The organism is Amycolatopsis albidoflavus, from assembly GCF_039525725.1.
GTDB lineage: Bacteria > Actinomycetota > Actinomycetes > Mycobacteriales > Pseudonocardiaceae > Amycolatopsis > Amycolatopsis albidoflava.
Map to the genome: position 1 here is coordinate 461,318 of NZ_BAAAHV010000012.1, position 21,533 is coordinate 482,850.

Annotated in this window: 22 protein-coding genes; 12 read left to right on the plus strand and 10 right to left on the minus strand. The window is 70.6% G+C overall.

Going from position 1 to position 21,533, the window contains the following annotated elements; genetic code table 11:
• The first annotated feature begins 63 nt into the window (after positions 1-63).
• Positions 64-2,259 (plus strand): protein kinase domain-containing protein, encoded by a 2,196-nt coding sequence (locus ABD156_RS20575; protein WP_344275755.1) that lies wholly within the window; start codon positions 64-66, stop codon positions 2,257-2,259.
• A gap of 4 nt (positions 2,260-2,263) precedes the next feature.
• On the opposite strand, the gene ABD156_RS20580 is transcribed toward ABD156_RS20575, so the two are convergent.
• The 3 genes from ABD156_RS20580 to ABD156_RS20590 are packed head-to-tail and all read right to left on the minus strand — an operon-like array spanning position 2,264 to position 4,489.
• On the minus strand, positions 2,264-2,716 hold the full coding sequence (locus tag ABD156_RS20580; protein WP_344275758.1) for a hypothetical protein: 453 nt from the start codon (positions 2,714-2,716) through the stop codon (positions 2,264-2,266).
• A gap of 40 nt (positions 2,717-2,756) precedes the next feature.
• Positions 2,757-3,122, minus strand: a complete 366-nt coding sequence (locus ABD156_RS20585; RefSeq protein WP_344275761.1) for a YrdB family protein — start codon at positions 3,120-3,122, stop codon at positions 2,757-2,759.
• A gap of 59 nt (positions 3,123-3,181) precedes the next feature.
• A complete protein-coding gene (locus tag ABD156_RS20590) occupies positions 3,182-4,489 on the minus strand; it encodes a lysozyme (RefSeq protein ID WP_344275764.1) in 1,308 nt (435 codons plus the stop codon).
• A 653-nt stretch (positions 4,490-5,142) separates the two neighbouring features.
• Between ABD156_RS20590 and ABD156_RS20595 the strand changes: the two genes are divergently transcribed.
• Genes ABD156_RS20595 through ABD156_RS20610 form a run of 4 tightly spaced genes read left to right on the plus strand, consistent with a single transcriptional unit; the run spans position 5,143 to position 9,720 of the window.
• Positions 5,143-6,435, plus strand: coding sequence for a sugar ABC transporter substrate-binding protein (locus ABD156_RS20595; RefSeq protein WP_344275767.1), 1,293 nt, complete (start codon positions 5,143-5,145; stop codon positions 6,433-6,435).
• A complete protein-coding gene (locus ABD156_RS20600; protein ID WP_344275770.1) occupies positions 6,432-7,418 on the plus strand; it encodes a carbohydrate ABC transporter permease in 987 nt (328 codons plus the stop codon). Before ABD156_RS20595 ends, ABD156_RS20600 begins: the two co-directional genes overlap by 4 nt.
• Positions 7,415-8,245, plus strand: a complete 831-nt coding sequence (locus ABD156_RS20605; RefSeq protein WP_344275772.1) for a carbohydrate ABC transporter permease — start codon at positions 7,415-7,417, stop codon at positions 8,243-8,245. Before ABD156_RS20600 ends, ABD156_RS20605 begins: the two co-directional genes overlap by 4 nt.
• Positions 8,242-9,720, plus strand: coding sequence for a glycoside hydrolase family 3 protein (locus tag ABD156_RS20610; RefSeq protein ID WP_344275775.1), 1,479 nt, complete (start codon positions 8,242-8,244; stop codon positions 9,718-9,720). The genes ABD156_RS20605 and ABD156_RS20610 overlap by 4 nt, the downstream gene beginning before the upstream one ends.
• A 78-nt stretch (positions 9,721-9,798) precedes the next feature.
• Here the strand turns inward: ABD156_RS20610 and ABD156_RS20615 are convergent, their stop codons facing one another.
• The 3 genes from ABD156_RS20615 to ABD156_RS20625 all read right to left on the minus strand — a co-directional run bounded on the left by ABD156_RS20615 (position 9,799) and on the right by ABD156_RS20625 (position 12,145).
• Entirely contained in the window at positions 9,799-10,137 is a 339-nt protein-coding gene (locus ABD156_RS20615; RefSeq protein ID WP_344275778.1) for a P-II family nitrogen regulator, read from the minus strand.
• The gene (locus ABD156_RS20620) at positions 10,134-11,444 is read right to left on the minus strand and encodes an ammonium transporter (protein ID WP_344275781.1); all 1,311 of its coding nucleotides are present in this window, start codon (positions 11,442-11,444) and stop codon (positions 10,134-10,136) included. The genes ABD156_RS20615 and ABD156_RS20620 overlap by 4 nt, the downstream gene beginning before the upstream one ends.
• A 248-nt stretch (positions 11,445-11,692) precedes the next feature.
• Positions 11,693-12,145: an ATP-binding protein gene (locus ABD156_RS20625; RefSeq protein ID WP_344275783.1), complete on the minus strand. Its 453-nt coding sequence runs from the start codon at positions 12,143-12,145 to the stop codon at positions 11,693-11,695.
• Positions 12,146-12,378: 233 nt separating this feature from the next.
• Between ABD156_RS20625 and ABD156_RS20630 the strand changes: the two genes are divergently transcribed.
• The 7 genes from ABD156_RS20630 to ABD156_RS20660 all read left to right on the plus strand — a co-directional run bounded on the left by ABD156_RS20630 (position 12,379) and on the right by ABD156_RS20660 (position 18,398).
• Positions 12,379-12,885, plus strand: a complete 507-nt coding sequence (locus ABD156_RS20630; protein ID WP_344275786.1) for a hypothetical protein — start codon at positions 12,379-12,381, stop codon at positions 12,883-12,885.
• Between the two features lie 85 nt (positions 12,886-12,970).
• Positions 12,971-13,147 carry a CsbD family protein gene (locus ABD156_RS20635; protein ID WP_344275789.1) on the plus strand — a complete coding sequence of 59 codons (177 nt, stop codon included), beginning with the start codon at positions 12,971-12,973 and terminating at the stop codon, positions 13,145-13,147.
• A 170-nt stretch (positions 13,148-13,317) separates the two neighbouring features.
• The gene (locus ABD156_RS20640) at positions 13,318-14,139 is read left to right on the plus strand and encodes a GAF and ANTAR domain-containing protein (RefSeq protein ID WP_344275792.1); all 822 of its coding nucleotides are present in this window, start codon (positions 13,318-13,320) and stop codon (positions 14,137-14,139) included.
• A gap of 231 nt (positions 14,140-14,370) precedes the next feature.
• Positions 14,371-15,987: a SpoIIE family protein phosphatase gene (locus ABD156_RS20645; protein WP_344275795.1), complete on the plus strand. Its 1,617-nt coding sequence runs from the start codon at positions 14,371-14,373 to the stop codon at positions 15,985-15,987.
• On the plus strand, positions 15,984-17,060 hold the full coding sequence (locus tag ABD156_RS20650; RefSeq protein WP_344275798.1) for a cobalamin B12-binding domain-containing protein: 1,077 nt from the start codon (positions 15,984-15,986) through the stop codon (positions 17,058-17,060). The genes ABD156_RS20645 and ABD156_RS20650 overlap by 4 nt, the downstream gene beginning before the upstream one ends.
• Positions 17,060-17,419 carry an STAS domain-containing protein gene (locus tag ABD156_RS20655; protein ID WP_344275800.1) on the plus strand — a complete coding sequence of 120 codons (360 nt, stop codon included), beginning with the start codon at positions 17,060-17,062 and terminating at the stop codon, positions 17,417-17,419. Before ABD156_RS20650 ends, ABD156_RS20655 begins: the two co-directional genes overlap by 1 nt.
• 106 nt (positions 17,420-17,525) lie before the next feature.
• Entirely contained in the window at positions 17,526-18,398 is an 873-nt protein-coding gene (locus ABD156_RS20660; RefSeq protein ID WP_344275803.1) for an alpha/beta fold hydrolase, read from the plus strand.
• Positions 18,399-18,412: 14 nt separating this feature from the next.
• Here the strand turns inward: ABD156_RS20660 and ABD156_RS20665 are convergent, their stop codons facing one another.
• Genes ABD156_RS20665 through ABD156_RS20680 form a run of 4 tightly spaced genes read right to left on the minus strand, consistent with a single transcriptional unit; the run spans position 18,413 to position 21,477 of the window.
• Positions 18,413-18,907 carry a GNAT family N-acetyltransferase gene (locus tag ABD156_RS20665; RefSeq protein WP_344275806.1) on the minus strand — a complete coding sequence of 165 codons (495 nt, stop codon included), beginning with the start codon at positions 18,905-18,907 and terminating at the stop codon, positions 18,413-18,415.
• 40 nt (positions 18,908-18,947) lie between these two features.
• Positions 18,948-19,934 (minus strand): zinc-dependent alcohol dehydrogenase, encoded by a 987-nt coding sequence (locus tag ABD156_RS20670; RefSeq protein ID WP_344275809.1) that lies wholly within the window; start codon positions 19,932-19,934, stop codon positions 18,948-18,950.
• Between the two features lie 19 nt (positions 19,935-19,953).
• Positions 19,954-20,751, minus strand: coding sequence for a helix-turn-helix domain-containing protein (locus ABD156_RS20675; RefSeq protein ID WP_344275812.1), 798 nt, complete (start codon positions 20,749-20,751; stop codon positions 19,954-19,956).
• Positions 20,752-20,787: 36 nt separating this feature from the next.
• Positions 20,788-21,477 carry a nitroreductase family protein gene (locus tag ABD156_RS20680; protein ID WP_344275815.1) on the minus strand — a complete coding sequence of 230 codons (690 nt, stop codon included), beginning with the start codon at positions 21,475-21,477 and terminating at the stop codon, positions 20,788-20,790.
• Positions 21,478-21,533 lie beyond the last annotated feature (56 nt).

Below are 21,533 nucleotides of genomic sequence, written 5' to 3' on the forward strand. Positions count from 1 at the left end.
CGTGCGCAAGCAGGACCGGCGGGCACCCTCGGTAGGCTTTCCGGCACACCTGGGGAGAGCCGCGTGGACGAGACCGAAGCACCGACGCTCGACCGGCCGGACATCACCGGCCGGCTGCCCCGGTACCGGCTCGTCCGCCAGCTCGCGCACACCTGGATGAGCGAGGTCTTCGAAGCGGTCGACACCACGGACGAGCGGACGGTGGCGCTCAAGGTCGTCGGCCCGGAGTTCCTGGCGGCGCGCGAATCCCGCACCCGCTTCGAGCGCGAAACGCGCATCGCGCTCGAACTCGAACACCCGAACATCGTTCCGGTGCTCGACGCCGGGTTCACCGACGACGGGCGCCTGGGCTACCTCGCGATGGAGTACATCCGCGGCGCCAATCTCGCGCGGGTGCTCTCCGAGCGGGGCCGGCTGTCGTTCAAGGAGACCGTCGCGATCGGACGCGGGATCGCCGCCGCGCTCGACGCCGCCCACGAACGACGGCTCGTGCACCGGGACGTCAAACCCGGCAACATCCTCCTCGACGCCCAGGGCCGCCCGTACCTCTGCGACTTCGGCATCGCCCGCCAGCTCGACCTCACCCAGCTGACCCAGACCGGCGCGTTCCTCGGCACCGTCGGCTACGCCGCTCCCGAACAACGCCAGGGCGAACCGGCCACGTCGGCCGCCGACGTCTACTCGCTCGCCTGTGTGCTCCGCGAATGCCTCACCGGCGCTCCCCCAACCCACCACACCCGCCTCCGGCGCCCCGGCGCCAGCGCCCTCCGCAGGTCGCTCCGCCCCGATCCGGCGGCCCGGCATCCGACGTGCACCGCGCTGGTCGAGAACCTGGTCGCCACCGGACACCGGCAGCGGTGGGTGCGCGCCGGAATCCCGGTCGCCGCCGCGGGACTGCTTGTCGCCCAGCTGACCACCGGCGGCCTGTCCGGGCTCGACGACGCCACGCTCGCCCGGCTGCCCGCCGCCCTGCGCGCCGATTGCGCGGCCGCGGACTCGACCGTCGACGGCGCGACCGCGACCGTCACTTGCCGCGATCCGTCCGGGCGCGCCGCCATCACCTCGCTTTACGCAGATCCGAAACAGGCCGCAGACGCCTACTCGGCCGCCTTGTCCCGTGCCGGAGTGCCTGCCGGACAAGGAGACTGCTCTGTCGCGGCTGAGGCAGAACACCGTTACCCGGCGACCGGGCCCGCTCTCGGCCGGGTCTTCTGCCTATCCGGCGCCGGAGAGTCCATTGTGGTCTGGAAGGACGACGCCGCGCGCGCGGTCACCACCGTCCGGACCTCGGCGAACGACGACGCGGCTTTGCGGGCCGCCTGGGCCGGTTGGACCGGCGCACCGGCTTTCCCGACCCCGGACGAAGAAGCCCTCACGAAGATCGCCGCCGGAAACAAGTGCCACCGCGCACCACCGGCGGATCTCGGCGCCTACCCCGGAGCCATCGCCGGAATCGCCTGCACGCCACGCGGAACCGGCGCGCGCGATGTCTCCTACTACCGCTTCGCCGACACCCGAACCCTGCGCAACGACTTCGACAGTCTCGTCGCCGCCTCGAAGGCGCCGAGCGGGAAACCTTGTCCGGGGGCATCCCTGAGCACCACCCGCTTCGACTGGCTGAGTGTCGACCTCGGGCAGGTGCTCTGCCGTCCCGGCCGAGAAGGCACCGTCGCGCTCGACTGGAGCCTCGATTCCTTCCGCCTCGTCGGCCACGTCACCGGCGCCGACGCGACGACCACCGGCGGGTGGTGGTCGGAGTGGCATCTCGCGCCGCTGAACCAGATCGTCGCGCAGGTCAACCGGGAGTCCTCCCCCGCGTTCCCGACCCCGGCCGAAAAGGCGTTGCTGCAACGGATCCCGGCCGCGTCTCGGATCAACTGCGTGCGGCCGTCGCCGGATCAGCGCTGGAAGGATCTCGGCGCTGTGCAGGCCGATGCCGCTGTCGCCTGTGGACAGACCAGCGGCGCCGGCCTCGTCGTCTACTACCAGCTTCCGGACGCCGCCACGATGAACCAGGTCTTCAACAGCACCGAGACCACCGAAAAGGCGTGCACCGACCAGCCGGCCGGCTTCACCGCCGACCGCCCGTACTCTCGCGACGGCCGCACCGGACGGCTGGCCTGCGCGACGCTCACGCCGAGCGGCGAGCGTTATCTCAAGTGGACAGACGACCAGTCGAGGATCCTCGCGATCGCCCATCGCGGCACCGAACCGTTCGCGATGATCGACTGGTGGACCCACGACTCCGGCCCGTCCTGAGCGCTCAGCCCTGCACGGAACCGCCGACCGAGGCCGACCCGGTGACGTTCCCGGACCCGCCGCTCGCGGTGCGCGCGGATTCCTTCCCGTCGACCACCGAATACATCTCCACGTGGCCGCTCGCGCCGGAATAGGTGATCTCCAGCGTCCACTGGTGCGGTTTCCCGTCCGCGGGCACGGTGAGCGACTGCCGCCACGGCATCTTCACCGGCCCGGTTTCCTTCGCGGCGCCGTCCAAGGTGTAGGTGACCTGTTTCAGCGAACCGGAGCCGGTCGCGTTCAGCACGAGCGTGTGCGGCTGACGGTCCGGCACCGATTCCTTCGCGGGCGCGGCGGACGAAGACGGCGGCACCGGTTCGGGCGCGGGAGCCGGGGCGGGGCTGCCCGAGCACGCCGTCAACGCGGCGAGCAGCGCGACCGGGGCGAGCAATGTCCGAGCAGCGATACGAAAATCCATGCGCGCACCGTACGGAGCGACCGCGGGGACCGGTCCCGGCTCAGCCGTCCTTCGCCCACACCCGCACGGCCACCGCGACGGCGATCCCGACAACGCCGAGCACGATCCCCGCGACCAGCAGTCCGGACGCGATCAGCCCGAGCGCCGCGACCGCGAACAGCCCGAACTCCAGGAAGAACCGCGTCGGCTCCGGGCTGCGCCGCTTGGCCTGGGGCGCGATCACGAGCCCCCAGATCACCGCGGCCAGCGCCGGCCACAGCACCGCCGCCAGGATGTCGAGGAACACGTTCCCGCCGAGCCGCGCGCCGGCGACCGCGAGACCGGCGAGCAGCGCCAGCTCGGTCAGGAAGCGGATGACGAGCACCGCGCCGGGGAAACCGCGCAATTCGGGTCGAGTGGTGGTCACGGCAGGAGCCTAACGGCCGGGCCCGCGCTCCGTGCGCGGAGTCGCGGACCCGGCCGGAATCAGCGCCGGGCGACCATCCGGGACAGCGTCATCAGGATCGCCCCGAACACCAGCAGCGCCGCACCGAACACCGCGAGCCGCGGAGTGCTCACCCCGGTCTTCGCCAACGCCTGCTGCTTCGGCTGCGAAGCTTCCGGCGCGGAGGTCTGCGTCGGCTGGCTGGTCGTGACCTGCTGCGGGGCCGAGGCCTTCGGCGTCACCTTCGCGACCTCGTGGACGCGGGCGGTGAGCGAGTCGGCGTGCTTGGCGTCCGACAGCGACCCCGGCGGGTTCGCCTGCTTGCCGCCCGCCCAGACGAGACCGCTGATGTCCTTCTTCGGCGTGGTCGAGGAAGTCGACGCCGGCGGCTTAGTGGCGGAAGAGGTCGAGGACGCCGGGCTGCTCGACGTCGTCGGGCTCGCCTTCGTACTCGTCGTCGGCGACGTGCTGGGCGAACTCGTCGGTGTCTTGGTCGGTGTCTTGGTCGCCGAGGAGTTCGGCGGCGCGCTCGTGGTCGGCGTCGTCGAGGTCGGCGGCTTCGTCGACGTGGTCGGCTTGGGCGGGGCCGGGGCCTCGCTCTTCGGCGCCTCGCCGCCGGCGAACTTGATCAGCTGCTCCATCGAACCGTTGAACGAGTCCTGGTCGCCGGGTTTGGTGCCGGAGTCCGAGTACTGCCAGACCGTGTAGTACCGCCAGCCCGAGGGCAGCGGGCCCGCGCTCTGCGCGTACCGGGCGATGAACAGCGGATGCGTGTCGCCGAACGCGTTCGAGTTGCCGGTGCAGGTCTTCCACCAGTCAGTGGTGGTGTAGAGCATCGGCCAGCGCGAGGTTTTCGCGTGCAGCCGCTCGGAGAACGACCGGACCCACGACACCATCGCCGACTGCGACAGGCCGAAGCAGGTCGAGCCGTACGGGTTGTATTCGATGTCCAGCATCGGCGGCATGGTGCGGCCGTCCGCGGACCAGCCGCCGCCGTGCGCGACGAAGTAGTCCGCCTGCGTCGCGCCGTCGGACACGTCCGGACGCGCGAAGTGGTACGCGCCGCGGATCATCCCGACGTCGTAAGAACCGTTGTACTGCTGCGCGAAGTACGGGTTCAGGTACCCGGTTCCCTCGGTCGCCTTGACATACGCGAAGCGCGCGCCCGCGTTCCAGGCGCCCTTCCAGTCCACATTGCCCTGGTGCCCGGACACGTCCATGCCCGGCACCTCGGCAGATGCCGCCACCGCCTGGGGCGCGTGCAGCAGCCCCAACGCTCCGACCGCAGCTACCGCTGCCGCCGCGACGACCGCACCCGCCCGAGCCGCTATCCGCCCGGAGCCCGTCATCCTCTACTCCCTCTTCTTTTCCCGCCCTGGGAGCGCTCCGGCCGTCCGCCTCTCTTCCCCAAGAGCGGCACCGGATCACCTGGGCGAGCCCCAGTGTGTGTGACACGCGGGACGCCTGTAAACCACTGGGAGTGATGTGACGCGTGGTACACAAGAGGTTTTCCGAGGTCACCGGGGGTACGGCCGGTGCGGGGCGGGATGAAACTCACCCACCCCGGGTCACTGTCGGCAGCAGGCCCGGCACTCGTCGCAGTGGGTAATCAGGCCGCCTCGGCCGGGACGGGGCAACGCCGGGGAGCCGAACGGCGGACACCGCGGTTTGTCATCGCGCAAGGGCCGAAGGTCGGTCGTCCGGACCCGCCGGGGACTCGCCCGGGCCGCGCGACACGCCCGGCCCGGCGAGCCGTTCACGAACAACTCCCCCGCACCGGAAACCCTTGCCCGCACTGCGGAAACCGGCCGCTACCAGCGCTTTCCGCCCGGACGCCGGTAATCGCCCGGCCACACAGCGTCAACCAGGCAGACGTCTTCGCAACATCTTGGCAACCGGCTTGACACCGGCTGTGGTCCGGACCACCCTGCAGGACATTGGTCTACACCATTTGTCATTCAGCCCCGGTCGCCGACGACCGGGCACCGAAAGGACGAGACACGTGAAGCGCTGGCTCAAGCTGGCGGCGGGAGCCGCCGCCATCACGCTCGCCACGGCCGGGTGTGCCGGCTCCGGCGGGAGTGAGAACGCCTCGAGCGCTGGGGGCGCGCAGGACGGCAAGCTGACGGTCTGGCTGATGACCGGCTCCGCGCCGGACAGCCTGACCGCCGCCCTGAACAAAGAATTCGAGGCCGCCCACCCCGGCGTCAAGGTCGACTACCAGATCCAGCAGTGGAACGGCATCCAGCAGAAGCTGACCACCGCGCTGGCGAGCGACACGCCGCCGGACGTCATCGAGGTGGGCAACACCCAGACCCCCGCGTTCGCCGCGCAGGGCGTGCTGGCCGACCTCTCCGGCGACGTCAACAACCTCAACGGCGGGCAGTGGCTCGCCGGGCTCAAGGCGTCCGGCCAGTACGACGGCAAAACCGTCGGCGTGCCGTTCTACGCCGCGAACCGCGTCGTGATGTACCGCAAGGACATGTTCGAGCAGGCCAGCATCACCCAGCCGCCCACGTCGAACGACGAATGGCTCGCCGACATCGCGAAGCTGAAGACGAAGTTCGGCAGCGACCCGCAGTTCCAGCCGCTCTACATGCCGGGCCAGAACTGGTACGCGCTGTCGTCGTTCATCTGGGACAACGGCGGCGACATCGCCAAGGGCGAGGGCAAGTCCTTCAAGTCCTCGCTCAACACCCCGGAAGCCAAGGCGGGCCTCGAGTTCTACAAGAAGCTCGTGGACACCTCCGGCACCACCGCGCCGAAGGACAACGACGAGGCCACCCCGCAGCAGGCCGGCATCTACGCCGCCGGCAAGGTCGCCATGTTCATCGGCACCCCGAACGAGGTGGCGACCGCGGCCAAGACCGACCCGGGCATCACCGCGAAGACCGGCGCGTTCCCGATCCCGTCGAAGACTCCCGGCCAGGGTGCGCCGGTGTTCCTCGGCGGCTCGAACCTGCTCGTCCCGCTCAACAGCAAGCACCAGGACCTCGCCAAGGACTACCTGAAGCTGCTGACCAGCACCAAGTACATGACGCAGCTCGCCGCCGGCGGCTACGTGCCGGGCACCTCGACCGACCTCAGCGCGCTCGACAAGGACCCGCTGGGCTCGGTGATGGCGAAGGCGTCGAAGAACGGCCACGCGATGCCGACCAGCCCGAAGTGGGGCGAGGTCGAATCCGGCCAGAACCCGCTGAAGGACATGCTGACCGCTTACCTGACCGGGAAGAAGACTCTCGACCAGGCCGCGGCCGACGCGAACACTGCCCTCGACAAGATCATCGGCGGATGACCGCGACGAAGGACACTCCGGTGCCGGCGGGGGCGACCCCGCCGGCACCGGCGCACGTCGGGGCGGCGCGGAAGCGGGGCAGCGGCTGGTTCAGCGAGCGGCTCATGCCGTACCTGCTGATCCTCCCCGCGCTCGCCGCCGTGCTGGTGCTGCTCGGCTGGCCCACCGTTCAGATGCTCGGCATCAGCCTCCGCCAGCTCGACCTGCGCGAGCTGGTGACCGGCAAGATGGTGTGGATCGGCTTCAAGAACTACACCGACGTGCTGTCCGACCCCGAGTTCTGGGCAGTCGCGCTCCGCACGGTCCTCTTCACCGGCGCGCTCGTCGCCGGAACCCTGCTCGTGGCACTGCTGATCGCGGTGCTGATGCGCCACCTCAACCCGGTGCTGCGGATCTTCGTGCAGGTCTCGCTGGTGCTCGCGTGGGCGGTGCCGGTCATCGCCACCACCACGGTGTTCCAGTGGATCTTCGACCAGCAGTACGGCATCCTCAACAAGACGCTGGACCGGCTGGGCTTCCATTCGTTCATCGGGTATTCGTGGTTCTCCACCGGCACGAGCACGCTCGTGGTGATCGGGCTGCTGGTGCTGTGGCAGGCCGTCCCGTTCGTCGCGTTCACGCTCTACGCGGGCCTCATCGGCGTGCCGCGCGAGCAGTACGAGGCGGCGGGCATCGACGGAGCCGGGCCGTGGCAGACGTTCCGCGCGGTCAGCTGGCCGGCGATCCGGCCGATCCTGACGATGGTGACGTTCCTGTCGATGCTGTGGGACTTCAACATGTTCGCCCAGGTGTGGGCCATCCGCCAGGGCGGCCCGGACGGCGCGAGCACGACGCTGGCGATCATGCAGTACCTCAAGGGCATCGCGGGCAGCCACTTCGGCTCCGCCGCGGCCATCGCCACCATCATGCTGGTGCTGCTCCTGCTGGTCACCGGCCGGTACGTGCAGCTGCTGGTCCGGACGAAGGACGGGGAGATCGCATGAGGAAGTCCCTGCCCGCCCGGGTGCTGGTGTCGATCGCCGGCGTGCTCGTGGCGCTGCTGTTCCTCTTCCCGACGTACTGGATGTTCACGACGTCGCTGAAGACGCCGGGCGACGTGCTGTCGCCGAAGTACGACCTGATCCCCACCTCGGCGACGCTGTCGAACTTCGCGTCGGCGCTGACCAAGCCCGGGTTCGTCACGTACCTGACCAACAGCCTGATCGTGACGCTCGGCGCGGTGCTGGCCGCGCTGGTGGTGGGCGTGCTCGCGGCGATCCCGCTCGCGCGCTTCCGCTTCCGCGGCCGCAAGGGGTTCCTGCTGCTGATCCTGGTGGCGCAGCTGGCCCCGCTCTCAGCGCTGTTCATCCCGATGTACCTGCTGATGCGCGACATCGGGCTGCTGAACACGCTGCCGTCGCTGCTGCTGGTCTACTTCGCGACGTCGCTGCCGTTCACCGTGTGGATGCTCTACGGGTTCGTCAACGGCATCCCGTACGACCTCGAAGAGGCCGCGATGATCGACGGCTGCAGCCGGGTCGGCGCCTTCCGCCGGGTCACGCTGCCGCTGCTCGGGCCGGGCCTGGTGACCACGTCGGTGTTCAGCTTCATCACGGCGTGGAACGAATTCCTGTTCGCGCTGGTGTTCATGCGGGACCAGTCGAAGCAGACGCTGCCGGTGTGGCTGTCGTCGTTCAAGACGGCGTTCTCGATCGACTGGGGCGGCGTCATGGCCGCGTCGGTGATCTACGCGATCCCCGCGGTGATCTTCTTCCTGATCGTGCAACGGAAACTCGTGTCCGGCATGACCGCCGGCGCGGTGAAGGGATGACGGTGGCTGACCTGTCCGAGGTGTCCGGGGTGTCCGACCCGCGCAGACTGGCCGAAGCCGTGCTGCTGCCGGGATTCGCCGGAACGACGGCGCCGGACTGGGTGCGCCGCCGGCTCGCCGAGGGTCTCGGCGGCGTGATCCTGTTCGGCCGCAACGTGGTCGACGACGAGCAGGTCGCCGCGCTCACGTCCGCATTGCGGTCCGAGCGGGATGACGTGGTCGTCGGGATCGACGAGGAAGGCGGCGACGTCACCCGCCTCGACGTCGGCAAGGGCTCGTTCGTGCCCGGCCCGCTCGCGCTGGGCGCGGCCGGGGATCCGGAGCTGACCGCGTCCGTCGCGGCGGCTCTCGGCGAGCGGCTGGCGGCGTGCGGGGTCACGGTCAACCTCGCGCCGTGCGCGGACCTCACGCTCGCCGCGGAGGACCCGGGCATCGGCGTGCGGGCGTTCGGCTCGGATCCGGTGGCGGCTTCGCCGCACGTCGCGGCGTTCGTGACCGGCATGCAGAAGTACGGCGTCGCCGCGTGCGCGAAGCACTTCCCCGGGCACGGCGCGGCGACCGAGGATTCGCACCTCTCGCTGCCGGTGCTGCCGCGGACCGCGGCCGAGCTTCGGGAAGTCGAACTGGTCCCGTTCGCCGCGGCCATCGAGGCGGGCGTCCGGACGGTCATGTCCGGACACCTCGTGGTCCGGGAATGGGGCGACGAACCGGCGACGTTCAACCGGACCGCGCTGGTCGACGTGCTGCGCGGCGAACTGGGATTCACCGGGACGGTCATCACGGACGCGTTGGAGATGGGCGCCATCTCCGGGGCGTACGGGCGGCACGACGGGATCGGCGAGGCTTCGGTCCGGGCTCTCCTGGGCGGCGCTGACGCGCTTTGCCTCGGCGGGGCCCCGTTCGAGGCCGAGACGCTGGACCGGACCGCGGACGCGATCGTCGCGGCGGTGGCCAGCGGACGGCTTTCCTTGGAGCGGCTGGCTGACGCCGCTGTCCGGACGGCTTCGCTCGGCACCGCCCCGGCTCCCGCGACCGTGCAGCCGGTGGACTACTCGCTCGGCCTCTCCGCCGCGCGGGCCGCCTTGCGGGTCACCGGCACGCCTCGGCTCACGGGCCGCGCGCTTGTGGTGGACGTGCAGACCGAACCGGGTATCGCCGCCGGTCCGATGCCGTGGGGCCTGGGGGCTCACCTGGCGGAACTGGTGCCGGGCACTCGGACGCTTTCAGTTTCCCCCGACGACGTCGCGACGGTCTTGGCGGAGGCTTCGTCTGTCGACAGCGTTGTCGTGGTGACCCGGGAGGCGCACCGGCATCCGGCAGTGCGGGAATTCCTGGCCGGACTGTCCACTGTGGACTACATCCGGGTCGAAACCGGGGTTCCCGGGCCGGAAACCGGTGCCGGACCGCGGATCGACACCTTCAGCGGCTCCTACGTGAGCCTGCGCGCCGCGGCGGAGTACCTCGCTCGCTCCTGACGTCGTCCGTGAGGGGAACCCTGAGGGACTCTGATTCCCTCAGGGTTCCCCTCACGGACCGAAAGGTGCGGGCGGGGCCTAGAGCGCGTCGCGGCCGCGCTCTCCGGTGCGGACACGGACGACGGTCTCCACCGGCGTGACCCAGATCTTGCCGTCGCCGATCTTGCCCGTGTGCGCGGTGTCCTGCACCGTCCGCAGCGCGGCGTCGACCTGGTCGTCGTCGAGGAGGATCTCCAGGCGGTACTTGGTGATGAAATCGACCGCGTACTCCGCGCCCCGGTAGATCTCGGTGTGGCCCTTCTGCCTGCCGTATCCGCGGACCTCGCTGACGGTCATCCCGGCGACGCCGAGTTCCTGCAGCGCGATCCGGACGTCGTCCAGCACGAACGGTTTGACGACGGCGGTCAGCAGCTTCATCGGTTCTCCTCGCGCGCGGGCCGGTGCGATCCGAGCACACCGGCGGGCGCGCTCCCCCGGCGTCCGGACTGGACTGCCAGCTCGTACGCGCCTTCGGCGTGCTCGGCCTCGTCGACGCCGTCGATCTCGGCCTCGCGGTCGATCCGGAATCCCATGAACTTGTGCATGACCCAGCCGATCAGGAAGGTCATCGCCAGCGAATACCCTAGTACCGCCAGCGTTCCGACCGTCTGGCGCCACAGCTGGTCGAATCCGCCGCCGTAGAACAGGCCGTTCGCGCCCTGAGGAGCCACGCTCACCGTCGCGAACAGGCCGATCAGCAGCGTCCCCACGAACCCGCCGAGCCCGTGCACCGCGACCACGTCGAGCGAGTCGTCGAAGCCGAACCGGTATTTCAGGCCCACCGCGAACGAGCACACGACGCCCGCCGCGACGCCGATCGCGATCGCGCCGACCGGTTCGACGTAGGCGCATCCGGGCGTGATCCCCACCAGCCCGGCCACCGCGCCGGACGCGGCGCCGAGGGTCGTCGGCTTCCCGTCGCGGAACTGCTCGACGAGCAGCCAGCCCAGCACCGCGGCCGCGCCCGCGACGGTGGTGTTCAGGAACGAGGTGGCCGCGAGGTTTTTCGCGGCCAGCGCGGAACCGGCGTTGAACCCGAACCAGCCGAACCACAGCAGCCCGGCGCCGAACATCACGAACGGCAGGTTGTGCGGCCGGACGGCCTGCTTGGGCCAGCCGTGCCTGCGGCCGAGCACGATCGCGAGCGCCAGCGCGGCCGCCCCGGAGTTCACCTCGACGACGGTGCCGCCCGCGAAGTCCAGCACGTGCAGCTTGGCCGCGATCCACCCGTCGGGCGCGAAGACCCAGTGCGCCACCGGCAGGTACACCACGGTGACCCACACGACGGAGAACACCGTCCAGGTCCAGAACCGGGCCCGCTCGGCGATCGCGCCGGCCAGCAGCGCCACCGTGATGACCGCGAACATCATCTGGAAGGCGACGAACGCGAACAGCGGCACCTGGGTCCCGGCGAGCCCGATCGTTTGCTCGGCCAGTCCGTGCAGCCCGGCCAGCCGCAAGGTGCCGAGCAGCCCGCCGAACCAGTCGGGGCCGAACGCGAGCGAATACCCGTAGGCCACCCAGACCAGCCCGACGGTGGCGAGGCAGACGAACGCCATCGCCATCACGTTCAGCACGCTCCGGGCGCGCACCATCCCGCCGTAGAACAGCGCGAGACCCGGTGTCATCAGCATGACCAGTGCCGCGCTGACCAGCAACCACGCCGTGCTTCCGGTATCGACCACGGTCGGACACTCCTTGTCGCCTCGTCCGGCCGATCAAGCTAACCGCGCGGTGTTACCGGAATGTTTCCGTCGTGCTTCCGCTACCCGACCCTAGCCCGGCGTAACGGTCCAACCGGGCCGAACCGGGCGGACGACGGCCGATGACGAGGTCCGCGGTCCCCGCGTCGATCAGCCGAGCCCGGGTCTCCACTGTGGACAGTCAGAGCGCCGCTATCCGGCCGGAAATCCCGTCCGGCGCGCGCCGTGCTTCACGCCGGCTCCGGCGAATCCCTCCGGCCGGAGTCGGAGCATAGCGCCAGCTCGGCCCACACAGTCTTGCCCCAGGGCAGCGGCGTCTGGCCCCAGCGGTCGGCGATGGCGTCGATCAAGGCCAGCCCGCGTCCCCCGCCTTCGTAGCCTTCGCGGTACCGGGCGAGGTCCGCGAGCGAGTCGGACACCTCGATGCGGAGCCGGTCTCCCCGCAACGACAGAGCCAGCTCGCACGGCGGGCGGGCGTGCCGCAGCGCGTTGCAGGCCATCTCGTCGAGCACCAGGCGCACGTCGGCCACGGCGTCCGCGCCCGCGTGCGGGAGATGACTGCGCACGAACGCCGCGGCCCGGTCCCGGATCCGGCGCAGCATCGCGAAATCCTGGTCCAACGCCAAGCGAAGAAGCGCCGCTCCCGCGGGCAAACGGCTGTGCTGAGCCTCGTCGACACTCACGCTTGACCTCCTCCTCGGCCTGCGTCGCCCCGCCCGCGAAGGCGCAGCCGCTCCCCCGGCTCGAATGCACGTCGTCGGTTCACCTTGTCCGAGAATAACGGGTACCCGGCGGACGGCGGCGGCAAACAAGAACCGCGGGAAATGGGGTTGACAGTGCCTTCCGCGGGGTTTTCCGGTCCGCTTAACCGTTCTTTGCCGCGCGGGATTCCGCGAGCTGTGCCACCTTTTTCCTCATGACTGATGTCCCCGCTTATCTGTCCCCTTCCGCTGCTCCAGCCGGAGCCCGGTCGCGCCCGGCCGCGATCACCGGCGCCTTCTGGGCGTATGTGGCCGCGACCCTCGTCGGCCTCGCCGGAGCCGTGTTCCTGTTCTTCTCGCGCGACGCGCTGGCGGACGCGATGCGAAGAACGAACGGGCAGAACGCGGCGCGCCTCACCGACGCCCAGATCGACCAGGCGGTGACGATCGGCGTCATCGTCGCAGCGATGCTCGCGATCGCGTTCGCCTTGCTGCACTTGCTGTTCGCGTTCAAACTCCGCGTCGGCCGCAACAGGGCGAGGATCGTGCTCACGGTGCTCACCGCGCTCCAGGTCGTCTCCCTGCTGGCGGGCCGGGCCACGGTGATCGGCTCCGTCAGCGCTGTCTTCGCACTGGTCGGCGTCATCCTGTCCTTTCTGCCCCAGGCCAGTCAGTACATCGCCGCGACGAAGGCCGATCGCTCGTCGGGACAACCGGTTTGACCCGCGCCCGAGGCGGGTATCCCCCGCTTATCGCAGCACCGGGAACGCTTTTTCCCGAAACCTTGAGAAGAAAGAGGAAATCGAGATGAGCGACACCGCCGGAAACAAGGCCGAGGAGCTCAAGGGAAAGGCCAAGGAAGCGCTCGGCAAGGCCACCGGGAACGAACAGTGGCAGGCCGAGGGGAAAGCAGACCAGGCCAAGGGCGCCCTCAAGCAGGCGGGAGAAAAGGTCAAAGACGCCGTCAAGGGCGTGAAAGACTGACCTCGCGGACGCAGCGGCGGCCGGGACTTCGGTTCCGGCCGCCGCCGCGTCGTGCGCCTCGCCGGACACGGCCTCCCTCCTCGGCACGACGAAGCGCCGCTCCGCCGGTCCGCTCCCGCGGGCCGGGTAAAGTTCGGCGGTGCTGCTGGGCGGGGAAAGAGGAGGCCGCGGTGACTGAGGTCGGCACAAGAGACGCCGAAGACTGGGAGACCGACCGGATCGCGTTCTGCGCGGAACCGGTCGTCGAGGGCTGGGCCCGGTCCGGGGTCGCCGCCGAAGGGCCGCTGGCGCAACGGTTCAGCGCGCTCGCGGTGCTCCTGCTCGGCGCGGGCTCCCTGCACGAAGCGATGGAGCGCGTGGTGTCCGCCGCGCTGCGGATCGTCCCGGAGGCCGACCTGGCCAGCATCACCCTGCGCTCGGCCGACGGCGGATTCCACACCCCGGTCTGCACGGACGCGACCGCCGAGGAACTGGACCGCGTCCAGTACCAGACCGGCGAAGGGCCGTGCCTGGAGGCCGCGCTGCAGGGACGGCCCGGGCACGCGCTGGCCAACAACCTCCCGGAGTCGGAGGCGTTCCCCGAGTTCGGCAAGCGCGCCGGGCAGTTCGGGTTCGGCTCCCTGCTGGCCGTGACCCTGCTGCCGGACCTCAAATCCGACCTGCCGCCCGGCGCGATCAACCTCTACAGCCGCCGGGCCGGGACCTTCGACGACGACGCCGTCGACAACGCGCTCGTCCTGGCTTCCCACGCGTCGCTCGCCCTCGCCGGATCGGCCGCGCACACCGCGGCCGCGCTCAAGGAGATCCATCTCAAGCGCGCCGTCGACAGCAGGGACCTGATCGGCCAGGCCAAGGGCATCCTGATGAACCGCCGCGGGATCTCCGCCGACGCGGCGTTCGACATCCTGCGCCGCACCTCCCAGGACCTCAACGTCAAACTCGTCGACCTCGCCCAGACCGTGGCCGAGCGGCACCAGGAACTCGACGTCTGAACCCGGCCGGGCCGCGTGAAGTCCCGGCGAACGGGTAGCCGGTGACCAGGGTTGGTCTTCGGCGCGCAGAAGACCCGGCTCCAGGCTCCGCCGGTCGAGACCCGAAGCCGGCGGAGCCGCCCGGCCCCCTGCCCGGAAAACGAGGTTTGAGACGCCGGCGGGCGGGTATCCGGGGCCTTGGCTCTCCGGACGGCACCGTCCTCTAGACGAAAACGGGGTGAAGGACCGCTCGTGGCGGATCTGAAACGGGCGGACCTTTCCGCGGATGTCGTATCGCGGTGGAGTTCAGCACCCTGCCCTGTACTGGTCACCGATGCCGACGGCGTGGTGGTTGCGCTCAATGCCGCGGCCGAACGGCTGTTTCCTCAAGCTGCGCCGGGCGTGGTGCTCGCTGAAGCGATAACCGGCTGGCCGGACGGCGTCATCGAAGGCGTACGCGGTGCCGACGAAAGCTGGGATCGCAGCTACGAGGTGCACCCGGTAACGCACGATGACGGCACGACCACCTGGTGGCTGACGGAGAACACCGACGCGCGCCTCGCCGAGACCGCCTTGCGCACCGAGCGGCGGCGGGCGCAGTTCCTCGCCGAGGCGTCGACCGCGCTGCTCGGATCGCTGAACCTGCAGCGGTGCATGCAGGTCGCCGGAAAGCTGGCTGTGCAGCACCTCGCCGACGCCGCGCTCCTGATCACTCCGGCCCCGCAGCGCCCCGTTCCGGCGGTGCTCTGCGTGCGCGGTCGCGAACCCGAGCAGATCGAGCTGGCCGCCGAACTGTCCGAGGTGCCCGGGCTCGCCGAGGCGCTGCAGGGGTTTCCGCCGGTCCCGTCGCGCTGGATCGACCCGGCGGCCGCGCCGGCGTGGCTGATCCCCCCGGGATTCGGCGACGTCGGTTCGATCGTGGTGACGCCCTTGCCCGGGCACGGCGTCCCGGCCGGGGCGCTGGTTCTCCTGCGGAAGGCCGAACGCGCGGCGTTCACCGAGGACGAGGAGATCTTCGCCCGGCTGTTCGCGGCCCGGTCCGGGGTGGCGATGTCCGCCGCGCGGATGTTCGCCCAGCAGTCGTCGATCACCGAAACGCTGATGCGCGAACTGCTTCCGCCCGCGCTGCCCGAGGTCGCGGGCGCGGAACTCGCGGGACGGTATCGCGCCGCGCTCGAATCGGAACGGGTCGGCGGCGACTTCTACGACGTCTATCCGGCGGCCGGCGACGGCCGGGAATCGCTCGTGGTGCTGGGCGATGTGTGCGGCAAAGGCGTCGAGGCCGCGGTGCTCACCGGGAAGGTCCGCAACACGCTGCACGCCCTGCTGCCGCTGGCCGCGGACCACCATCGCGTGCTCAGCATGCTCAACGACGCGCTGCTCAGTTCCCACCACACCCGGTTCGTCACCCTCGCGCTCGCGTCGGTGTCGCCGCTCGCCGCCGGCCTGCGGTTGCGGCTGACGTGCGCGGGTCATCTGCCGCCGCTGATCGTGCGGGCGGACGGGGTGGTCGAGGTTGTCGAGACGGTCGGCACCGTGGTCGGCGTCCTGCCCGAGATCGACACGACCACGGTCGAAGTCACGCTGGCTCCCGGCGAGACGTGCCTGCTCTATACCGACGGCATCACCGAGGCGCGCGGCGGTCCGCTGGGCGATCAGATGTTCGGCGAGGAGCGCCTGCACGAGGCGCTGGCCCGATGCGCGGACATGCCCGCGGAGGCGATCGCCGAGCATGTCCACATGCTGGCGGCCGAATGGGCTCGCGGACGCGATCACGACGACATTGCTGTCGTCGTGATCGCCGCGCCTCGCGGCCAGCACCTGTCGGCGGTCGGCGGGTCGGGCCGCGGCAGGTACACCGCCGCATGACCGCCTCGAGCAAGCCTCGCGCCGCCCCGTCGCTGTCCGTCGAGGATGTCGCCGGCCAGCTCTGGACCGCGGCCGCCGGCGGCGACGAACACGCGGCGGGCGGCATCGCGCTGCAGGCCCTCGAATCCGGGATGGACACCGAAACCGTCCTGCTCGACGTGATCGGCGCGGTGCAGCGGAAAGTCGGCGAGGAGTGGGCGGCCAACCGGCTGACCGTGACCCAGGAACATGCCGTCACCGCGATCAACGACCGGGTGGTCGCCGCCGTGAGCCTCGCCTCCGGCCCGTCGTCCCGTGCCCCGCTCGCCCGGGTGACCGTCGCCTGCGTGGACGGGGAATGGCACGCGCTGCCCGCCCGGCTGCTGGCCGAAGTGCTGCGGTCGCGCGGATTCCGGGTCGACTACCTCGGGGCGCAGGTCCCGGCTTCGCACCTGATCGCCGACGTGCACCGCACCGGCCCGGACGCGGTCGCCCTGTCCGGCTCGATCCCGACGCGGCTGCCCGCGGCACACGCGACGATCACCGCGTGCCAAGCCGCCGGTGTCCCGGTCATCGCGGGCGGTGCCGCGTTCGGAACGGACGGCCGCTACGCCCGCCTGTTCGGGGCCGACGCCTGGGCGCCCGACGCTCGCGCCGCCGCCGACCTGCTCGCCGGGAAACTGCCGGGCGCGCCCCGCGGCGCACACCAGGCCGTGGACGATCTTCCGCACCTGCTCGACCAGGAATACACCATGATCTCGCGGACCTCGCCCCAGCTGGTGAAGGCCGCGCTCGCCGGACTGCGCGAACGGGTCCCCGCTGTGGCCTGCTACAGCGAACTCCAGCTGCAGCACACCGTCGAGGACCTGGCGAGCATCGTCGACTACCTCAGGACTTCGGTCTACGTCGACGATCCCGAGCTGTTCACCGGTTTCCTGCGGTGGACCGCCGACATCCTCGCCGCCCGCGGCGTCCCGGCCGGATATCTGAAACCCGCGCTGGACGTCCTCGGCGAAGAGCTGCGGGACTTCCCCCGAGCCTGCGCCACCCTGGTCCGCGCGGCCGACGACCTCGATCCCGAAAGCCGAGCATGATGCCGCCGCACCCGCTCGCCTGCACGTGGAGCATTCCGCACCCGGGGGTCGCGCGCTTGACCGTGACCGGCGAACTCGACTACGAAAGCCAGCCCGCGCTCGTCCGCACGGCCCGCGAAATGCTGGCCGCGCAACCGGATTGCCGCACGGTCCGCCTCGACTGCGGCGGACTGTCCTTTTGCGACTCTTCGGGACTGGCCGCCCTGCTGATGGTCGACCGGCTGGTCCGCTCGGCTGGCGCGGCGTTGCAACTGGACAACCGGTCCCCGGAACTCGACCGGCTGCTCAGGCGCACGAGCCTCCTCGCCCATTTCACCGGGACAGGGGCCGAAAACGCCCAGCGGCAACGAGATTCCTGACACCCCGCAGCGTTCGCCGTGCCTGCCGGATACTTTGCTGCGTCCCGGCCCAGGCCATTGGCGGCGGTGTCATGCGTGCCGCGAGGGAACCTGGGAACATGGATTCATGTTCGACGGCTTCACCACCGAGATCGTGGACGGTGCCGGTTGCCCCGTTTTCGTGCGGCACGCGGGAAGCGGCCCGCCGGTGTTGTTGTTGCACGGGCATCCCCGTACCTCGGCGACCTGGCATTGGGTCGCGCCCCGGTTGGTCGAGCGCGGATTCGCCGTCGTATGCGCCGATCTTCCCGGATACGGCCGGTCCGGAAAGCCGGCACCCACCGAGGACCACGAACCGCACTCCAAACGAGCGAACGCGCGTCGGCTGCTGGCCATGATGCGCACGCTCGGCCACGAACAGTTCGCCGTGGTCGGGCACGACCGGGGCAGCTACCTCGCCCTCCGCCTGGCCCTCGATCATCCCGACCGGGTGCTCCAGGCGGTGCTGGCCGACTGCCTGCCGATCAGCGAGCACCTCGGCCGGATCACGCCGCGGTTCGCGACCGAGTGGTGGCACTGGTTCTTCTTCGCCCAGCCCGAAACCCCGGAGCGCGTGATCAACGCCGACCCCGACTCGTGGTACCGGGGCGATCCCGAAAAAATGGGCCGCGAAAACCACGCCGAATGGCGCGCGGCGACGCGGGACCCGGAAGTCGTGCGAGGCATGCTCGAGGACTACCGCGCCGGTCTCACCGTGGACTGCCGCGACGAACTCGCCGACCGCGCCGCCGGCCGGATGCTCACGCAGCCGGTGCTCGTCCTGTGGTCCCTGCGCGACGACCTGGAAGATCTCTACGGCGATCCCCTGCGCATCTGGCGGGAATGGGCCGAGGACGTCCGCGGGCACGGCATCGACTCCGGGCACCACATGGCCGAACTCGCGCCCGCGGAAGTCGCTGCCTCGGTCGCGGATTTCCTCGAGCCCCTCAAAGCGGAGTGAGCCCGGCAGCAGCGTCAGGCTCGTTCGGCGGCCAGGCTGCGGGTGAACGCGACCCGGTCCAGCCCGGGCCCGTCGTAGTCCGGCAGCACCTCGGAAACCTCGAACCCGAGCCTCGCGTGGTAAGCGCGCGAAGCTGCGTTCTGCGGGCTGGTGACACACTTGACCTTCCGCACCCCCGATTCCCGCGCCTGGCCGAAGAACCATTCGTACAGCGATCGGCCGATTCCCTGCCCGTGCAGTTGCGGGTCGACGCCGACGAAGTGGATGTACGCGGTGTCCGGGTCCGTCTGCGAGACGAAGCCGATCAGGAACGCCGCCAGCGTCCCGTCCGGACGCTCGGCCAGGCGGCTGGTCGGGGTGAAGTGCTGGAAGTACAGGCGCGGCACCAGCAGCGCCCGTTCCTTCGCACCGGCTTCGCCCTTCAGCCCGCCCCACCACGGCCCCAGCGCGGCAAGCACGCGGGCGTGGTCGTCTTCGATCGGCTGGCGGAAAGTCAGGTCGGCACTCATGCCCCGACCCTCTCGTTTCCGCGCCCGCCAAGCAACCTGGTTACCGGCGCGGGTCGACGTGGATCTTCGGCGCTCCCGGCGTCCGTTCCCCGCCGAGGACCGCAGCGACCTCTCCCAGCCCGACCGTCGTCGCCACCAGCGGCCGCGGATCTACTTCGCCGGAAGCGTAAGCGTCGATCGCCTGTGCCAATCCCGGCGACCCGCTCAGCACGCCGACCGCTGTGACGTCCTTCAGCGCCAACGCCCGCGTGTCGAGCAGGCTCGGCCGCCCCGACAGTCCGATGTAGACGATCCGCCCCGCCGGTTCGACCACCTCGGCCGCGAGCGCGGGCGAGGCGGGATCTCCGGTCGCGTCCACCACCGCGTCGAAGGGCGGCTCCGGAATGCTGGTGCCAGCGGAAAAACCCAAGCCGCGCGCGAATTCCACCGACCACGGCGTCGCGCCCACCAGATGCACCTCGCTGCCCGCCGCGCGCAGGAACAACGCGGTAAGCAAGCCGATCGTCCCCGGTCCGAGAACCAGCACCCGCTCCCCCGCCGCCGCCCGCGCCGCGCGGCAGGCGTTGCCGCCCGGTTCGACCAACGCGCCCGCGACGGGATCCAGCGCGTCCGGCAGCTCGTGCAGCGACCGCACCGGCACCGCGAGACGTTCGGCCAGCGCCCCGGCCCGCCCGCCGCGGATGCCGACCTCCTGCCGGTTCTCGCAGACGTGCTGATGGCCGCCCCGGCAGCGTCGGCAGTCCCCGCAGCCGAGCATCGTGTCGCCGGTGACCCGGCGGCCGACCCAGGCCGGGTGCACGCCGGGCCCGGCTTCGGACACCGTGCCGCACCATTCGTGGCCGAGCCGCATCGGGTACCGCGCGTGGCCGTCGGCGAGGTACTGCATCTCGCCGGTGAAGAACTCGACGTCCGTGCCGCAGACTCCGGCCCGTTCCACGTCGACGACCACCTCGCCGACCCCGGCGACCGGCTCCGCCACCTCGGCCGGCCCGGCCTCCCCCGGTCCGGTCACCACGAACGCCCGCATGGCCCGATCGTAGCCGCGCTCAGCCGGTCACGCGCTCGCGCAAGAACGCCGCTGTAGCCGGATCGGCCGGATAGAACGACTCGATCACCAGCTCCGCGACCGTCACGTCCAGCGGAGTCCCGAAAGTCGCGACCGTGCTGAAGAACGTCAGCTCCAGATCCCCCTGCCGATACCGCAGCGGCACGAAAATATCGCCCGGCCCAGGGACTTCCACCTCGGACACCTCGTCGTCGCACGGATAGCCGCGCAGTTCCTCCAGCAACTCCGCCAGCCCGGCATCCGCCGTCTGCTCCACCTGCCGGCGCAACCGCCCCAGCAGATGCGCCCGCCACTCCCCCAGGTTCAGCACCCGCGGGGCCATCCCGTCCGGGTGCAGCGTGGCGCGCAGGACGTTCACCGGCCCGGTCAGCAGTTCCGGCGCGATGCCTTCGGTGAGCACGCCGAGACTGAGGTTGGCGTCGACGAGGTTCCAGCCGCGGTCGACCACTGCCGCCGGGTACGGGTCGTGTCCGGCCAGCAGCCGCCGGACGGCTTCGCGGATCACGGTCATTTCCGGCGCTCCGATGTCGGACTCGCCGTACGCCGGCGCGTAGCCCGCGGCGAGCAGCAGGCGGTTCCGTTCGCGCAGCGGGATGTCGAGGTGCTCGCCCAGCCGCAGCACCATGTCCCGGCTCGGCTTCGACCTTCCGGTCTCCACGAAGCTCAGGTGGCGCGTCGAGATGTCCGCCGAGATCGCGAGGTCGAGCTGGCTGATGCGGCGGCGGTCGCGCCATTCCCGGAGCAGTTCGCCGACCGGGGCCTTCACCGTAGTCGTCACCCCTTCGACGCTACGGCGTCGCCTGCCGGGAGACCATTACCCCCGAGGTAACGGCGCGTGCACCACCAGCGCCTCGGCGAGCGGTTTGCGGTCGAGGTCGGGCACCTCGCAGTCCGGCGCGGGGTAGCCGACCGGGAAGAGGATGTACGGCCGTTCGGTCACCGGTCGCTCGAAGACCTCGTTCAGGAAGCCCATCGGGTTCGGGGTGTGGGTGAGCGTCGCGAGGCCCATCGTGTGCAGCGCGGTGATGAACATCCCGCACGCGATGCCGACGCTCTCGTTGACGTAGTAGTTCTTCCGCAGCGAACCGTCCGGAAGCGGCGTGCTCTTCTGCGCGAACGCAACCACCAGCCATGGCGCGACCTCGAGGAATTCCTTGTGCTCGTCGGTTTCGAGCCGGGCGAGCGCGGCGTGCCAGTCCGGTGCGTTGCGCTCCCGGTAGAACTTCCGCTCCTCGACCTCGGCCGCCTCGCGCACCGCGCGTTTCACGCCCGGGTCCGCGGTCGCGACGAAGGTCCACGGCTGGTGGTGCGCCCCGCTCGGCGCCGTGTTCGCGATCCGCACCGCGGTCTCGATCGCTTCGAGCGGCACCGGGTCCGGGGAGAACCACCGGACCGACCGGCGCTGGTCGAGCAGCCGGTACAGCTCCTGCCCGCGCGCGAGGCTTTCCTCCGGGGACAGCCGGGGCGGCGCGTACGGGACGAACGGGTGCTGGTGCCGGGTCATGCTCCGACCCTGCCGCGTCGGCGGTCATCGGTCCAGTTCACATTTCTGGTGAAGGA

Coding starts and splice junctions, on each gene's coding strand:
- ABD156_RS20580 (WP_344275758.1), bottom strand. CDS start 2,716: ATGGATTTTCGTATCGCTGCTCGGACATTGCTCGCCCCGGTCGCGCTG.
- ABD156_RS20670 (WP_344275809.1), bottom strand. CDS start 19,934: ATGCGGGCGTTCGTGGTGACCGGACCGGGGGAGGCCGGGCCGGCCGAG.
- ABD156_RS20610 (WP_344275775.1), top strand. CDS start 8,242: ATGACGGTGGCTGACCTGTCCGAGGTGTCCGGGGTGTCCGACCCGCGC.
- ABD156_RS20660 (WP_344275803.1), top strand. CDS start 17,526: ATGTTCGACGGCTTCACCACCGAGATCGTGGACGGTGCCGGTTGCCCC.
- ABD156_RS20655 (WP_344275800.1), top strand. CDS start 17,060: ATGCCGCCGCACCCGCTCGCCTGCACGTGGAGCATTCCGCACCCGGGG.
- ABD156_RS20600 (WP_344275770.1), top strand. CDS start 6,432: ATGACCGCGACGAAGGACACTCCGGTGCCGGCGGGGGCGACCCCGCCG.
- ABD156_RS20665 (WP_344275806.1), bottom strand. CDS start 18,907: ATGAGTGCCGACCTGACTTTCCGCCAGCCGATCGAAGACGACCACGCC.
- ABD156_RS20635 (WP_344275789.1), top strand. CDS start 12,971: ATGAGCGACACCGCCGGAAACAAGGCCGAGGAGCTCAAGGGAAAGGCC.
- ABD156_RS20680 (WP_344275815.1), bottom strand. CDS start 21,477: ATGACCCGGCACCAGCACCCGTTCGTCCCGTACGCGCCGCCCCGGCTG.
- ABD156_RS20650 (WP_344275798.1), top strand. CDS start 15,984: ATGACCGCCTCGAGCAAGCCTCGCGCCGCCCCGTCGCTGTCCGTCGAG.
- ABD156_RS20630 (WP_344275786.1), top strand. CDS start 12,379: ATGACTGATGTCCCCGCTTATCTGTCCCCTTCCGCTGCTCCAGCCGGA.
- ABD156_RS20605 (WP_344275772.1), top strand. CDS start 7,415: ATGAGGAAGTCCCTGCCCGCCCGGGTGCTGGTGTCGATCGCCGGCGTG.
- ABD156_RS20590 (WP_344275764.1), bottom strand. CDS start 4,489: ATGACGGGCTCCGGGCGGATAGCGGCTCGGGCGGGTGCGGTCGTCGCG.
- ABD156_RS20615 (WP_344275778.1), bottom strand. CDS start 10,137: ATGAAGCTGCTGACCGCCGTCGTCAAACCGTTCGTGCTGGACGACGTC.